The organism is Pseudoalteromonas sp. SIMBA_162 (assembly GCF_046535955.1).
Taxonomy (GTDB): Bacteria; Pseudomonadota; Gammaproteobacteria; order Enterobacterales; family Alteromonadaceae; genus Pseudoalteromonas; species Pseudoalteromonas marina.
On sequence record NZ_JAWJBQ010000004.1, the window covers coordinates 163192 to 177794 of the forward strand.

Here is a 14603-nt window from a genome sequence, read left to right on the forward strand (position 1 = left end):
GCGGGAATAATCCCACATTTAACGTCAATATACAATTAACGTGCACCACTTTGCACCATAAATGCTTGAATGTGCTCATAACATTCTTTGCTACTTTGCATATGGCAATGGTGCCCACCCTCCACATTAATTACACTCAAGTCATTGTAATAATTAATATACTTTTCTAAATTTTGTTTTACAAACACGTAACCTTGGTTACCTAAAATTAATTGGCATGGTGCAATTAATTCTTTTATTGCACCAATACATTGCACTTCATCAAACCTAAAACCTGAATGATTTTTGAGCTTAGGATCGGTTGTTAGTGTAAAACCCTTAGAAACTGCTTTGATATTTCGTTCCATCAATAGCGAAATTAATTCAACATCTAAGTCGGTTGTTTTAGACCGTGCCTCGTAAATATCTTTTTTACAGGGATATATTCTTGTTTTTTTATTATGCGTTCTTGCACGATTAAGCACAGCATTTTTTAGTTGCTCCGTAACTTCCTCGCTGGGTGTTGTTACGCAGCCAATACCCTCAATAAAATTTACCGATTTAACCATTTGGCTAAAGCAACTGGCGAAAAGACCCGCGACCATAGCTCCCATAGAATGCCCGACTAAATGAACTTTGTCAGCACCAATAGCTTCAATAAATTGATAAACATCATCGATGTAATCAACAAAATAGTAATGTGCGTCATCACTGCGCCACGATGTTAAACCATGTCCAGAAAAATCAATACAGTACCAAGTTTGCTCTGGCTTTTGGCCATCAAGCATGGGCTTAAAACTTTTACAATTATCTAACCAACCGTGAAGTGCTATTACTACCTCTTCACCAGAGCCTATTTTTAAACCATGAATATCTAAATTACGTGTTTGAATATTAAATGGCCGCACATAAACCTCTTTTTATTTTTGTAAATTTATAACATACAAGTTGTCAGACCACTAAATAGTTTCACTAAATGTTTGTTATTTTAGTCGCTGAGGCTACAACTGCAACCTAGAAGAATAAATAAAAACCGTCATTTATTCATAATGTTATTTTTAATTTAGCTCGACTATTATGTGTGTGTTTTTTGTTATTTGGTGTTTCCTAATAGATATTTTAACGGCTTTACAATAATTTTTACGCACAATAATCAGCTTATATATAGCTAAATCATCATTTGTCGCAATCTATTAATTTATTTATCATAGTTAAGGTATACAATAATTTAGCTATTAATAAAGTACACTCAAAAGGTACATAAAACATGAAAAAACAATTAAGTGTGTTAGCTCTAATGTGCACTGCATCTGGTGCAATGGCCGAAACTGCACCTAAAAATGTAATTTATATGATTGGTGATGGCATGGGGCCTGCTTATACTACTGCTTATAGTTATTTTAAAGATGACCCCACTACAAAGTCTGTTGAGCAAACCGTTTTTGATACCATGCTGACAGGAATGGCGCGTACTTACCCTGACGATCACACAGTTGTAACCGATAGCGCCGCAAGTGCGACAGCGTTGAGCAGCGGACATAAAAGTTATAATGGTGCAATTGCCGTAGATACTGATAAAAAACCACTTAAAACAATGCTTGAAATCGCTAAACAGCGAGGCATGACTACAGCCCTATTAGCTACATCACAAATAAACCACGCTACACCAGCAAGCTTTGCCGCTCATAATGAATCACGTAATAATTACGACGAAATTGCTAATGATTATATTGATAATAAAATTGCAGGCAAACTACCCGTTGACCTAATGCTGGGTGGTGGTACTAAATACTTTATTCGAGACGACAGAAATTTAGTTGACGAATTTAAAGCAGCGGGTTACCAGTATGGTGACGATATTCAAAACCTTAATCAAATTACGCAACTTCCAGCTATCGGTTTATATGCCGCTAAAGGCTTACCTTTTGCGTTAGACGAAAACCCAACAAGGTTAACTAAGCTTACTTCTAAAGCACTCGACCTTCTAGACAATCAAAATAAAGATGGTTTTTTTGTAATGATTGAAGGTAGCCAAATTGATTGGTGTGGGCATGCAAACGATATAGCTTGTGCCATGGCCGAAATGGATGACTTTGCATCTGCTATCGAAAAAGCTAAAGCATATGTTGATAAAAATAAAGATACTTTATTAGTTATAACTGCTGATCACTCTACAGGTGGCTTAACATTGGGTGCGCACGGCCAATATAAGTGGGAAGCAGATGTTGTGCATGGCGTAAAAGCAACAGCGGGTAAAATTACACAACACTTACTTAAGTCTGATGATTTAAAATCAGTGTGGAATAAATATACCAGCATTGCATTTACCCCTGAAAACAAAATAAAACTTGAGCAAGCTAAATCTATGGGTGACAAAGCACTCAACTTAGCCGTTAAAAGTATTATTAGTGACACAAGCTTTACTGGATGGACTACGGGTGGCCATACTGCAGTAGACGTACAAGTTTTTGCTTATGGTAAAGGGAGTGAACAATTTGTTGGCTCTCAAAATAATACAGATATAGCTGATAAGTTAATACACTTTATAGAACAGTAAAATACGTATAAAGCAAAAAAAACCGAACAATGTGAAGTGACCCCAATAAGTTGGACTCATTTCTAAGCGGCAACCAAGGCCTGATTTCGATATTGTATCGGACTCAGGCCTTTTAGTTTTAGCTTAATGCGTTCGTTGTTGTAATAATCGATGTATTCTTTGATGTTTTCAATGAGTTCATTTGCGTCCTTGAACGTCTCATTGTGATACATCTCAGTTTTTAATATGCCGAAGAAGTTTTCTGCAACGGCATTGTCTAAGCAGTTTCCTTTTCGAGACATACTTTGAATTAGCCCATGCTTTTTCAGGTGTTGTTGATATCGTTTATTTTGATATTGCCAACCTTGGTCTGAGTGGATGAGTGGTCTCTCATGCTTCAACAGCTTTGCTGTTGCGGCTTTAAGCATGTCAGTCACTAGTGGTAGCGTGACAGATGTCCTTACCTCATAGCTGACCACTTCTTGGTTAAATAGGTCTATTACCGGTAACAGGTATACCTTTTCTCCATTGACTTTAAATTCAGTGACATCGGTCACCCATTTTTGATTGGGCTTCTTTGCCGTAAATTCACGTTTGAGAACATTTTCAGCGATTCTACCGACTTCACCTTTGTAAGAGGTGTAGCGTTTAGGTCTGACTTTTGATTTCAAGCCAAGTTCGCCCATCAAGCGTTGCACGCGCTTATGATTAACCATCAAACCCATTGCTCTTAGCGTGCAAGTTACCCTACGGTAGCCGTATCGTCCTTTGTGCTTGTGATAGATATCACGTATTCTTTCGCATAAGTCAGTGTTGGAACAGGGCTGAACCAGTGTATTACGATGGTAATAATACACACTCTTGGGAAGCCCTGTGACCTTTAATAAGTGTTGTAAGCTGTATTTTGCCTTGAGCTCTTCGACAACTATCGTTTTGTCTTTGCTTTTTTCTTTCTGGCCTGAGCCAAGGCTTCTAACTTTTTTAAGACTGCGTTCTCTGCACGTAGATAGTCCAATTCTTCCCTGAGCTCTTTTTCAGACATGTCTGCTGATGGTTTAGGAGTTGAAGAATGATTCGTCACGCGAGGCCTACCTTTTTTCTGTGGTTTTAGTCGGGTTATACCCCCGTGAGCATAAAGCTTTTGCCATTGAAATAAAATACCTGGGGATGATAAGTCGAAATAGGCGCTAGTATAACCCAAAGACCAATCATTAATTTCCATCGTCTCGAGCACATGAATTTTGAACTCGCCTGAATAAGGTAACTGTTTATGTATAAAACTCTTTGACCCATTAAGCAGGTAGACCTGAAACCAATAACGAATAAGCCGAGCGCTAATATTGTACTTTCTACTTAATGCTTCAGAGTTTTCCTGCTCAGCAAGTTGTGCGAGCTTTAACTTAAATATTCTTTTGTGCTTGGACATAAAAAGACCCCCAGTAATTGGATTGTCCAACTATTGGGGGTCACTTCAATGTTCGGTTTTTTTATTAAAGGTTGATTACTTTTAAGCGTAAATATCTACCCCAATTAAATTTTGTACTTCAGCTCTGCGTTCTAAATTTGCAAACTCAGTATAGGTAGAAATGGCTTTGCTATTTTTTGCACTAGGCTGGTCGTAAATTGTTTGGCTGAAGTTATCACCCTTTGCGCTAGTTTTGAACAATCGATTAGCAAGCTCAACGCCCTCGGCACTGGTTTTTACATAATCAGTATTTGTTTTTTGAGCAGCAGCTTGATCTGCCAAACCTTGTGGTCTTGCAGTTACTCCCTTAGCAGGGATTACTCTACCAGGAATATCACCTGTAAAAAAACCTGAGCCAATAGGCAGCGTCATCACGCTTCTCCAACCTTAAAACATACCTAAAATTATGATTTAAAAACAATCAATTTGCAAATTAACGCGGTACTGTTTTATTCGCGCCCTGGTAACTTTTTCCATGTTACGGTATCACGAACGTACTTTGGTTGGGCATCACTTGCTTGAACGCCCTGGCCTGCAATAAATGCGGCATCAACAAAGGCAAGCATAAAACGTGCATCTGGTAATGTTATGTCTGTATTAATAGTGATGTTTTCAAAGTTTGCTAATGCATCAGGGTACGTTTTAAAACCTGTGCCTACTGCAACTGATGCTTCGTTACTCGTTATATACTCATTAGTTAAAAGTTCAGGTTTAATAACACACTCGTTATTAACTAATTCCATTAAACCATTATTTTCTTGGTATTGTGCAAAGTAAATTTCACCCATACGCGCATCTATACTTGGAAAAACAAGTGAGCTGTTGTTTTGCTCGTATGCTTGTTGCGCCATAACAGCCAATGTAGAAACACCTACCAATGGTAAATTAGTTGAGTACGCTAACCCTTGAGCTATAGCAACACTAATTCTTACGCCTGTAAAACTACCGGGCCCTTGGCCAAAACCAATAACATCCAGTTCTTTTAATTTACAATTTGCTTTGGCCAATAACTCATCAATCAAAGGTAGAATTTTTTGACTATGCTGCTGAGGGCACTCTTCAAAATGATGAAATGTCTCTCCCTTATAATGTAAAACAAGTGATAGTGCTTCTGTTGAAGCATCAAGGGCAAGAATATTACTTTTGATCATTTTATTACTCTAATTAATTTGTTGTAAAAATGTATTAGCGACTTCTAAGCTTCGCGTACGACGCATTGCAGGTAAGCTTTTTAAGAACACTTGACCATATTGGCGTGTTACTAATCTATTATCACATATAACAAGCACGCCTTTATCTTTGCTATCGCGAATTAATCGCCCTACACCTTGCTTTAAGGCAATAACTGCTTGTGGTAATTGGATATGTGCAAATGGGTCTTTTCCCTGCATTTGGCAATCCTGCATTTTAGCTTGCAACAAGGGGTCGTCTGGCGCTGCAAAAGGCAATTTATCTATAATAACACAGCTTAATGTACTGCCTCTCACATCTACCCCTTCCCAAAATGATGCCGTACCGAGTAGAACTGCATTACCATGGCGGGTAAATTTTTCTAAAATAATCCGCTTAGACATTTGCCCTTGCATATAAACGGGGTAGTCTATTTGCGTTGTGAGCCCCTCTGCAACTAAATGCATCATACGGTAACTTGTAAAAAGCACAAAACAGCGCCCTTGCGCTGATTTTATAAGCTCAAGCGTTAATTTTACAATAGCATGAGGCATATTATCAGCATGCGATTCTGGCAAGTATCTTGGCAAACACAATAATGCTTGGTTTGGGTAATCAAACGGGCTGTCAACCATCATGCTTTGTGCTGGTTTTAGCCCTAAGCTTGCATTAAAGTGGTCAAGCTTATTATCAACCGAAAGCGTTGCAGAGGTAAACACAAATGCAGCACCGGTGTCTTGCATCATTTGTGAAAATTTTGCCGATACATTTAACGGCGTAATATTTATAGTTAAAAAGCGCCGTGTTGTCTCATACCAGTAACTAAAACCAGTTTGTGCTGTATCAAAAACCCGCTCTAATTGACCTTTAAATACTAAAGCCCGTTCAAACGGGTGTTCTATTTTATCGCTTCTGTCTAAGCATAGTTTGAGTACTTGATAAACAAAGTCCAAATCACTAATGACACGATGCAGTGCTGCACAGATTTGCTTTTCGCTAAGCTTTTCTCGCCAATCACCTCTACTGCCATCGACACCAAACTGCAAGCGTAAATCAGCTACACTGGTCTCTAATTTATTTAAGCTTTTACCAAGTTGTAACATATCAGGAATTTCAGCTCGGTATATCGCGCGTAAATCGTTAATTAAATCCACCAGCTTTTTAGTACTTACACTTTCACCAAAATAGTCGCTGGCAATTTCGCTTAGTTGGTGAGCTTCATCAAAAATATAAGCGTCGGCTGTGGGCATCAATTCAGCAAAGCCACTTTCTTTAACAGCCATATCTGCAAAAAATAAGTGATGATTAATAACAACAACATCAGCTTCAGCAGCAGTTAAACGCGCTTTTCGTATGTAACACTCTTGAAAGTCTGGACACTCTTTACCTAAACAATTATCTGCAGTGGAGTTCACATAAGGTAAAACTTTGGCGTCATCTTCTATACCAATACAATCAGCTAAATCGCCTGATTGTGTTTCACTTGCAAATTTAGCAACCATGGCAAGTTGATGCATAATATCGGGATCGTCTGTAGGCACATGCGCAACATGTTGATTTAGCCTGTAAGTACATAAGTAATTAGCGCGACCTTTTAGTAAAGCCGTTTTTTTTGTAGCACTGAGTGCCTTTACTAATTGAGGTAAATCACGATGATACAGTTGCTCTTGTAGTGCTTTAGAGCCAGTAGAAATAATTGTTCTACCCATAGACTTAAGCGCGGGTGCCAAGTAAGCGAACGTTTTGCCCGTACCTGTGCCGGCCTCAACAACGAGTTGGGAACTGTTTTTTAACGCTTGGGCAACTGCAACGGCCATATCAATTTGCGGTTGACGTGGTTTGTAGCCATCAAAAGATAACGCTAAGGGGCCGGTTGCACTAAACAATTGTTTGATAACAGCAATCACATTTTAAAAACAATAGCGCGATTTTACGTAAGGCTGTAACCAAGGGCAAGCAAATACCCCTCCTAACAAAATATAAAAAATTAAAATTAAGTACTAAAGACTGCAAAAGGAGCAACCCATATAAAATATTTACTTACCAATATTTGAAAAATCGAGAGCTAAATGCGGGTAATAGTGATCACAACTTTTGTTAATAAGTGCCGTTGGCATTGCCGCAAATTGCCCATGATCTTTTAAATACTCCATATGCTTTTCGCCGTCAGCAGTAAATTGATGAAATAAAGAGTGGTTTACTCCATCAAATTCTAATGGCTTTATACTAACGAGGTCACATAGCTCTTTATTAAAGGCAGGTGTCGATTTCACCCACTTTCCCTCAATAAACTGCTCTACATAAGCGTGCATTGTAAACACATCATTTTTTAGTAACTTGTCTAACTTAGGTGTACTTAAATGATTACGAACATCTGCCAAACCCAAGCGGGCAGGAATATTAATAGCTCGGCTCAATGCAATTTGTAATGATGCCTTTGGAATACAGTATGCTGCTTTATTGTCTAAGCAATAGTCACTACTAAGTGATTTTGCCCCATCTAAAAGTGTAAAAGGATCATATTTAATTCCATCTCTTACAAGATAATAAATTGAAACGGCCTTAGTGCGATCGTCATGGCCTTTAACATTTTTCAACCAGTTATTTATTTCACTGTGCTTTTGATTAAAATAAGCATCATTTTGTATATACTGCTGCAAACCATTCCCCTTTGTGACTCTGATTTTTATAAATTAAAATATTTAAAATGCATTTAATATGAAACAAAACAACTTTAAAACAATCACTTAAAAAAATAACCGCTATTTAAAGTAGGTTTTAATGTTACTTTTACAAAGATTAAAATAATATGTCTTCACGGGTACTTTTAACAGTCCGATTGGGCCAAGTGAAATTATGAAAAATATAGCAATTATTGCCTACGAGGGATGCTGGGCAGTCAGCGTATTATTAGCTAAAGACTTTTTTACCATTGTTTCGTTACTCGACACGCATTATTCATTACCTCAGAGTTATAACGTAGAAATAGTTACGACAGACGGTGCACCTATAACAAGCTCAAGTAATTCACTTGTTGTTGCCGATAATTCGCTTTCTGACAAACCGTATGATTTAGTGATTATTCCACCAATTGAGGGCTCTAAATTAAAGAGTATGCCCTCTAGCAGTATATTAATAATTCAATGGTTAATACCTAAAATCAATAGTAGTACGTCTATTCTCAGCTTAAGCACTGGTTCTTATTTTTTAGCCGCCACAGGCGAGTTAAATAAAACAGCCATTGCAACTCATTGGAGTTTGGTTAAACCATTGAGTAAACTATTTCCCGGCTGCCAGTTTATTAATCATAAATCGTATTTAAAAATGGGAAGTATCTATACAACGGGCTCTTTTGAGGCGGGAATAAGTGTACTACTAGAAATAGTTGCAAAAGACAAAGGCGATCGCTTTTCCCAGCAATGTGCCACACATTTACTTATTTCTGACTCTGGTAAGTTAAATTTTGCATTACCAAAATATAGTAGCCACAGAGACGAAAAAATTAGTGAAGTGCAAGACTGGATTTATAATCACTCAAGCAGCGTAATCACAATCGTTGAGTTAGCAAAATACTTTAATTTTAGTGAGCGCAATTTAAAGAGGCGATTTACGCAAGCAACCGGTATATCAATAAATAGGTACGTGCAAGAAGTGAGAATAGACAAAGCCAAAAAATTATTACTATCTACAGATAAAACCGTAAACGAAATATCAATTAACGTAGGCTACGAAAACAGCAGCTTCTTCACCCGCCTATTTAAAAAAAACACAGGGCTAACACCCGCAAAGTGGCGTAAAAATGAATAATAAGTTTTAATTTTATGAGCATTTATGCCCATGTGTCTAAATGCTCAATACCATCGTCATCTTTATTAACGCTCTTTTTATGGGTTGACGGTTGAGTCTCGTCACTTAAACCGTTTAGTTTTTTCTTTTTCTGTAATTCTCTCTTTTTTTTGTTTTCAAGTTCTACTTTTTCACTCGCCGCGCTACTTTGCACACCTGCAATATGGAATGCCCCTTTAGTTTCAATTGACAGTCGCGTTATTCTACCCAAATAAGGGATCATCATATCCATTAATACATCCTTAAAGCCAAAGCCTAGTTGTGAGTGAAAATCAACCAATTGATATAATACAAACTAATGCGGTTACATCTATAGTATCGGCAGTTATAAGATATGCTTTAATTAAGCTTAAAAAACACTTGCCAGAGTGGTGCATAATATGTTTTTATAATCGCGAAATTTATTAAAACAGATATTTGTTGAGCGTTACGTTAGTAACGAGCAGCACAAAGGAAATAAAAATGCGCTTAAACCTGACAACAGTACATCATCACCACCATTCACCGGAATAACCTGTCAGGTCTTTCGCTGAGAGGTTATTCCTAAAAGGAACCTCTGGCGATTCAAAACACATTGATTCATTTTCGCCCTGAGGTTCCCCTCGGGGTTTTTAGTTTTTAAATTAAAGGAAAATGAATAATGAGTAACACAAATCGTCTACGTATCGCCATCCAAAAAGGCGGTCGCCTGTCTAAAGATTGTCAAGATTTACTAAAGCAACTAGGTGTTAAATTAAACCTACGTGAGCAACGCTTAATTGCACATTCAACTAATATGCCAATTGACGTACTGCGTGTGCGCGATGACGATATTCCGGGCTTAGTAATGGACGGCGTATGTGATTTAGGTATCGTTGGCGAAAACGTACTAGTAGAAGTACAAGCAGAACGTGAACGCCAAGGTGTACCAAGCGAAGTGAGCAAACTAGCTAAACTAGACTTTGGTTACTGCCGCCTTGCACTTGCATGGCCACAAGAGCTTGGCCCTCGTGATAAGAGCTGGTTTGAAGGCAAACGTATTGCTACAACCTACCCAGAAATTTTAACGCAGTGGTTAAAGCGCGAAGGCATAAATGCAAGTACTGTAATGCTTACAGGGTCAGTAGAAGTTGCCCCACGTGCAGGTCTTTCTGATGCAATTTGTGATTTAGTTTCAACCGGTGCAACACTTGAAGCAAACGGCTTAATTCAAGGTGATACAATTTTAGAATCAAACGCATGTTTAATTCAAAATAAAGACCTTCAAGATGAAGACAAACTAGCGCTAATCAATAAGCTTATGCCGCGCCTTCGTGGTGTTAAACAAGCAAAAGAAAGCAAATACATTATGCTACACGCGCCAAAAACTAAACTTGATGAAATTTGCGAAATTTTACCAGGCTCAGGCCAACCTACTCTACTAGCACTTGCTGGTAATGAAGAGTACGTAGCGCTTCACATGGTAAGCAGCGAAACATTATTTTGGGAAACAATGGAGCAGCTTAAAGCCCTAGGTGCTAACTCTATTTTAGTAATGCCAATTGAAAAAATGATGGAGTAAGTACCATGCTTCGTTGGAATGAGGAATCTTCACAAGTACAAGCAGCGGCGCTAATGCGCCCTGCGGTTTCTGCCAGCGCAAAGGTTGAAGCAATATGCCAAACAATTATGAGCGATGTTAAAGAGCAAGGCGATAAAGCCTTACTTGATATGGCTAAAAAGTTTGATAATAGAGCTAACCCTCGTTTACGTGTACCGCTTGATGAAATAAACGCATCAGAGCAAGCACTAAGCGCAGAGCTTAAATACGCAATTGACACCGCTTATGCAAACGTTAAACGTTTTCACGAAGCGCAATTGCCTAAAGATATTAAGTTATCAACCCAACCTGGCGTTGTATGTGAACTGAAATATCAGGCCATCGAAGCTGTGGGTATTTATGTACCAGGTGGCAGTGCTCCACTGCCATCATCGGTTATTATGCAAGGTGTACTTGCGCAATTAAGTGGTGCTAAAACCGTCGTACTAGCAACCCCTGTTCAAGGTAATGAACGTATTAATCCTGCCATTTTATATGCTGCAAAACTATGTGGTATCACAACTTTAATTGAAAGTGGTGGCGCAGGCGCAATAGCCGCAATGGCCTACGGCACTGAATCAGTGCCTAAAGTGAACAAAATTTTTGGCCCAGGGAATAGCTTTGTAACGATGGCAAAACAGCTTGTTGCGCAAACAATCCCTGGTATGGCAATCGATATGCCAGCAGGCCCATCTGAAGTATTAGTTATTGCAGATGAGCGTGCAAACCCAGAATTTATAGCAGCAGATTTACTCTCGCAAGCTGAGCACGGCGGCGACTCACAAGTTATTTTATTGTGTAACAGCGAAAGTATCATTGAGCAAACGCAGCTGGCGCTTACACGCCAACTTGCAAACTTAAGCCGAAAAGAGACAGCCGAGCAAGCACTGGCTAATTCATCACTTATTTTAGTAGACTCTGTTGAACAAGCATTTGCCGTATCAGCGCAATATGGCCCTGAGCACTTAATTTTGCAATTAGCAGATTCAACACCTTATTTAGATAAAGTAAAAAATGCAGGCTCTGTATTTGTAGGCGACTACACGCCAGAGTCAGCGGGCGACTATGCATCGGGTACTAACCACGTGTTACCTACCTATGGTTACAGCGCAACGTATTCTAGTTTAAACTTGCTTGATTTTTTCCGCACTTACACTGTGCAAACTATTAGCAAAAGTGGCTTAACGCAGCTGTCAAAAGCTATTTTACCACTAGCAGATGCAGAAGGCCTTGATGCACACGCAAATGCGGTTTCAATTCGTTTAGAGGCAATTAAAAATGAGCAATGAGAGCGCACAAGCGACACGCTTATTACCACAAAATATTGCAGCACTTGCTGCCTACAGCTCTGCTAAAAGTGAAAAGCTAACCGGTACAACGTGGTTAAACGCCAACGAAAGCCCTTATGCTAAAAACCTTGAACTGAGTATTGAAGATTTAAATCGCTACCCAGATCCACAACCGCAACTGGTGATTGACCGCTACGCTGCTTATACAGAGCTTGAAAGCGAAAACGTATTAATGACGCGCGGCGCCGATGAAGGCATTGAGCTTTTAGTACGCACTTATTGTGAACCAGCTAAAGACAGCATTGCGTTATTTTTACCAACCTACGGTATGTATAAGGTTACGGCCGATACTCATAACGTTGCCATTAATAGCCTAACACAAGCGCTATTACTCGATGGTAGTGTAGATGAAATAGTAAAGGCTGTGGGCAACTCGAAACTGGTGTTTATTTGTAATCCAAATAACCCAACAGGCAGCCTAACACCGCTTAATAAAGTAAAAGAAATTGCAACAGCGCTTGCGGGAAAAGCACTCGTCATTGTTGATGAAGCCTATATTGAATTTTGCCCAGAGCAAAGCGCCACAGCACTTATAAACGAATTTAGTAATGTAGTAGTACTGCGCACACTATCTAAAGCGTTTGCGCTTGCAGGCCTAAGAACGGGTTTTACACTTGCACAACAAAGTGTACTGGCGCCAATTCGTAAAGTGATTGCGCCGTATCCGGTATCGGGTGTGGTGGCAAGTATTGCAGCGCAAGCAATTGCACCTGATGCAATTACATCAATGCGCCGCCAAGTGACTATTTTAAATAGCTTAAAAGCTAAACTTGTACAGTGGTTAAACGCCTCCCCCGCTGCATTAAAAATTCTCACTGGTGAAGGTAACTTTGTTACCTTAAAATTAGCCAATAAAAACTACTTTAAAGTAGCCCTTGAGCAAGGTTTAGTAATGCGCGCGTTTACCCTTTACGGTGAAGACGATTGGCTACGAATTTCAATTGGTAGTGAACAAGAGCTCGAACAAGTAAAAATTTGGTTAGATGGCTTACAAACGCCAGCTACCACAGCACCATTAGCAGGAAACGAAGTATCATGAGTAACCCCTATTTATTTATTGACCGCGACGGCACCATAATTGAAGAGCCAATTACCGACAAACAGGTAGACAGCCTTGAAAAACTTGCCTTTTTACCAGGTGTTATCCCGGCTTTATTACAATTACAAGCCGCCGGTTACCGTTTAGTGATGGTATCGAATCAAGATGGCTTAGGCACAGACAGCTTCCCGACTGCTGACTTTGATATAGCACAAGATAAAATGATGGACATAATGCAAAGCCAAGGCATTAGCTTTGATGAAGTATTAATTTGTCCACACTTTGACGAGCAAAACTGTGATTGCCGTAAACCTAAAACAGGTTTATTAACTGAGCTTATGCGCTCTGGTAAAGTTGATTTAGCACGTTCATATGTAATTGGCGATCGCCAAACAGATATTGGCCTTGCACAAAATTTATGTTGTGAAGGCATTTTGTACGATGGCAGCTGGCCTGCCATTGTTACCAAGCTAACCACAGCTAACCGCGAAGGCCGTGTTACGCGTAACACCAAAGAAACACAAATTGATGTAGCCATAAACCTAGATCAAACTAAAAATGGTAGCATAGACACCGGCCTTGGCTTTTTTGATCATATGCTTGATCAAATTCGCACACACGCAAACATTGGTTTAAACATTAAAGCCAAAGGCGATTTACACATAGACGAGCACCACCTTGTTGAAGACATTGGTATTGCCCTAGGTGTTGCGCTTAAACAAGCGCTTGGCACTAAATCGCAAATAGCGCGCTATGGTTTCGCTCTTCCGATGGATGAGTGTAAAGCAGAGGCACAAATTGATTTATCGGGTCGCGCTTCATTTGTATTAAACGCTAACTTTAGCCGCGAAAAAGCCGGTGATTTAGACGTGCAAATGGTTGAGCACTTTTTCAAAAGCTTAAGCGATAATGCTGCTATTAGTCTTATTTTATCGGTAAGCGACGGTAACTGTCATCACCAAGTAGAAGGGTTATTTAAAGCGTTTTCACGTGCCCTTCGCATGGCAGTAGCACAAGACACGAGCCAACAAACAGCCAGCTCTAAGGGATGTTTATGATTGCCATAATTAATACCGGTTGTGCCAACATAAATTCAGTACGTTTTGCCTTTGAGCGCTTAGGGCAAACGCCAACAGTAATTACCTCGCCAGAGCAATTAAAAGGCTTTGAGCGTGCAATATTACCAGGCGTTGGCCATGCATCTGTTGCCATGAAACGCCTAGTAGATAACGGCTGGCAACAAGCTATAAACGAATACCAACGCCCACTTATGGGAATTTGTTTAGGTATGCAGTTACTGTGCGAAAGCACCGAAGAAGGTAACGTTCAGTGCTTAGGTAAAATTCCAGGCCAAGTAAAAGCCCTTGATGTTGGCAGTTTAACGTCGCCGCATATGGGTTGGAATAACTTAAGCATTAATAAAGAGCATGCACTTACTAAAGGGCTAACACAAGACGAGCAAGTGTACTTTGTACATAGCTTTGCACACACTGTAAACGATGCAACACTTGTAAGCGGCGAATACGGCCAAACCTTTTCAGCTATAGTTGCAAAAGACAACTACGCTGGCATGCAATTTCACCCTGAGCGCAGTGCAAAAGTAGGCACACGTTTATTACAAAATTTTGTTGATTGGCAGCTATAAACTGCCCATTAACCAA

General features: G+C 39.5%; 15 protein-coding genes. 7 read left to right on the plus strand and 8 right to left on the minus strand.

The window, feature by feature from the left end:
* Nucleotides 1-35 precede the first annotated feature (35 nt).
* On the minus strand, nucleotides 36-887 hold the full coding sequence (locus R0J88_RS04655; RefSeq protein WP_410899240.1) for an alpha/beta hydrolase: 852 nt from the start codon (nucleotides 885-887) through the stop codon (nucleotides 36-38).
* Nucleotides 888-1246: 359 nt separating this feature from the next.
* Between R0J88_RS04655 and R0J88_RS04660 the strand changes: the two genes are divergently transcribed.
* Nucleotides 1247-2536 (plus strand): alkaline phosphatase, encoded by a 1290-nt coding sequence (locus tag R0J88_RS04660; protein WP_410899241.1) that lies wholly within the window; start codon nucleotides 1247-1249, stop codon nucleotides 2534-2536.
* A gap of 62 nt (nucleotides 2537-2598) precedes the next feature.
* Here R0J88_RS04660 and R0J88_RS04665 read toward each other — a convergent pair whose 3' ends face one another.
* The 6 genes from R0J88_RS04665 to R0J88_RS04690 all read right to left on the minus strand — a co-directional run bounded on the left by R0J88_RS04665 (nucleotide 2599) and on the right by R0J88_RS04690 (nucleotide 7810).
* Entirely contained in the window at nucleotides 2599-3531 is a 933-nt protein-coding gene (locus tag R0J88_RS04665) for an IS3 family transposase (RefSeq protein ID WP_410899270.1), read from the minus strand.
* On the minus strand, nucleotides 3441-3941 hold the full coding sequence (locus R0J88_RS04670) for a transposase (protein WP_058429285.1): 501 nt from the start codon (nucleotides 3939-3941) through the stop codon (nucleotides 3441-3443). The genes R0J88_RS04665 and R0J88_RS04670 overlap by 91 nt, the downstream gene beginning before the upstream one ends.
* A gap of 81 nt (nucleotides 3942-4022) precedes the next feature.
* On the minus strand, nucleotides 4023-4352 hold the full coding sequence (locus R0J88_RS04675) for a hypothetical protein (RefSeq protein WP_010556199.1): 330 nt from the start codon (nucleotides 4350-4352) through the stop codon (nucleotides 4023-4025).
* Nucleotides 4353-4429: 77 nt separating this feature from the next.
* Complete coding sequence (tsaB, locus tag R0J88_RS04680) at nucleotides 4430-5131, minus strand: tRNA (adenosine(37)-N6)-threonylcarbamoyltransferase complex dimerization subunit type 1 TsaB (RefSeq protein ID WP_006793454.1); 702 nt, start codon at nucleotides 5129-5131, stop codon at nucleotides 4430-4432.
* Nucleotides 5132-5140: 9 nt separating this feature from the next.
* Complete coding sequence (locus R0J88_RS04685; protein WP_410899242.1) at nucleotides 5141-7057, minus strand: ATP-dependent DNA helicase; 1917 nt, start codon at nucleotides 7055-7057, stop codon at nucleotides 5141-5143.
* Nucleotides 7058-7186: 129 nt separating this feature from the next.
* Nucleotides 7187-7810, minus strand: coding sequence for a transglutaminase-like domain-containing protein (locus tag R0J88_RS04690; RefSeq protein WP_288337267.1), 624 nt, complete (start codon nucleotides 7808-7810; stop codon nucleotides 7187-7189).
* A 196-nt stretch (nucleotides 7811-8006) separates the two neighbouring features.
* Here R0J88_RS04690 and R0J88_RS04695 point away from each other — a divergent pair, with 196 nt between their 5' ends.
* Complete coding sequence (locus tag R0J88_RS04695) at nucleotides 8007-8957, plus strand: GlxA family transcriptional regulator (RefSeq protein ID WP_410899243.1); 951 nt, start codon at nucleotides 8007-8009, stop codon at nucleotides 8955-8957.
* Nucleotides 8958-8979: 22 nt separating this feature from the next.
* On the opposite strand, the gene R0J88_RS04700 is transcribed toward R0J88_RS04695, so the two are convergent.
* Nucleotides 8980-9228 (minus strand): hypothetical protein, encoded by a 249-nt coding sequence (locus tag R0J88_RS04700; RefSeq protein WP_058429252.1) that lies wholly within the window; start codon nucleotides 9226-9228, stop codon nucleotides 8980-8982.
* Between the two features lie 408 nt (nucleotides 9229-9636).
* Here R0J88_RS04700 and hisG point away from each other — a divergent pair, with 408 nt between their 5' ends.
* Genes hisG through hisH form a run of 5 tightly spaced genes read left to right on the plus strand, consistent with a single transcriptional unit; the run spans nucleotide 9637 to nucleotide 14587 of the window.
* Nucleotides 9637-10536 (plus strand): ATP phosphoribosyltransferase, encoded by a 900-nt coding sequence (gene hisG, locus R0J88_RS04705; protein ID WP_004586378.1) that lies wholly within the window; start codon nucleotides 9637-9639, stop codon nucleotides 10534-10536.
* Nucleotides 10537-10541: 5 nt separating this feature from the next.
* Nucleotides 10542-11843, plus strand: a complete 1302-nt coding sequence (hisD, locus tag R0J88_RS04710) for a histidinol dehydrogenase (protein WP_410899244.1) — start codon at nucleotides 10542-10544, stop codon at nucleotides 11841-11843.
* Nucleotides 11833-12942, plus strand: a complete 1110-nt coding sequence (gene hisC, locus R0J88_RS04715; RefSeq protein ID WP_410899245.1) for a histidinol-phosphate transaminase — start codon at nucleotides 11833-11835, stop codon at nucleotides 12940-12942. The genes hisD and hisC overlap by 11 nt, the downstream gene beginning before the upstream one ends.
* A complete protein-coding gene (hisB, locus tag R0J88_RS04720) occupies nucleotides 12939-14000 on the plus strand; it encodes a bifunctional histidinol-phosphatase/imidazoleglycerol-phosphate dehydratase HisB (RefSeq protein ID WP_211015610.1) in 1062 nt (353 codons plus the stop codon). The genes hisC and hisB overlap by 4 nt, the downstream gene beginning before the upstream one ends.
* Complete coding sequence (hisH, locus tag R0J88_RS04725; protein ID WP_058405288.1) at nucleotides 13997-14587, plus strand: imidazole glycerol phosphate synthase subunit HisH; 591 nt, start codon at nucleotides 13997-13999, stop codon at nucleotides 14585-14587. The genes hisB and hisH overlap by 4 nt, the downstream gene beginning before the upstream one ends.
* Nucleotides 14588-14603: the final 16 nt, after the last annotated feature.

What these genes read in the sequence shown, in the direction of transcription:
- R0J88_RS04660 (WP_410899241.1), top strand. Translation starts at nt 1,247, where the DNA reads ATGAAAAAACAATTAAGTGTGTTAGCTCTAATGTGCACTGCATCTGGT.
- R0J88_RS04670 (WP_058429285.1), bottom strand. Translation starts at nt 3,941, where the DNA reads ATGTCCAAGCACAAAAGAATATTTAAGTTAAAGCTCGCACAACTTGCT.
- R0J88_RS04675 (WP_010556199.1), bottom strand. Translation starts at nt 4,352, where the DNA reads ATGACGCTGCCTATTGGCTCAGGTTTTTTTACAGGTGATATTCCTGGT.
- tsaB (WP_006793454.1), bottom strand. Translation starts at nt 5,131, where the DNA reads ATGATCAAAAGTAATATTCTTGCCCTTGATGCTTCAACAGAAGCACTA.
- R0J88_RS04695 (WP_410899243.1), top strand. Translation starts at nt 8,007, where the DNA reads ATGAAAAATATAGCAATTATTGCCTACGAGGGATGCTGGGCAGTCAGC.
- R0J88_RS04700 (WP_058429252.1), bottom strand. Translation starts at nt 9,228, where the DNA reads ATGGATATGATGATCCCTTATTTGGGTAGAATAACGCGACTGTCAATT.
- hisG (WP_004586378.1), top strand. Translation starts at nt 9,637, where the DNA reads ATGAGTAACACAAATCGTCTACGTATCGCCATCCAAAAAGGCGGTCGC.
- hisD (WP_410899244.1), top strand. Translation starts at nt 10,542, where the DNA reads ATGCTTCGTTGGAATGAGGAATCTTCACAAGTACAAGCAGCGGCGCTA.
- hisC (WP_410899245.1), top strand. Translation starts at nt 11,833, where the DNA reads ATGAGCAATGAGAGCGCACAAGCGACACGCTTATTACCACAAAATATT.
- hisB (WP_211015610.1), top strand. Translation starts at nt 12,939, where the DNA reads ATGAGTAACCCCTATTTATTTATTGACCGCGACGGCACCATAATTGAA.
- hisH (WP_058405288.1), top strand. Translation starts at nt 13,997, where the DNA reads ATGATTGCCATAATTAATACCGGTTGTGCCAACATAAATTCAGTACGT.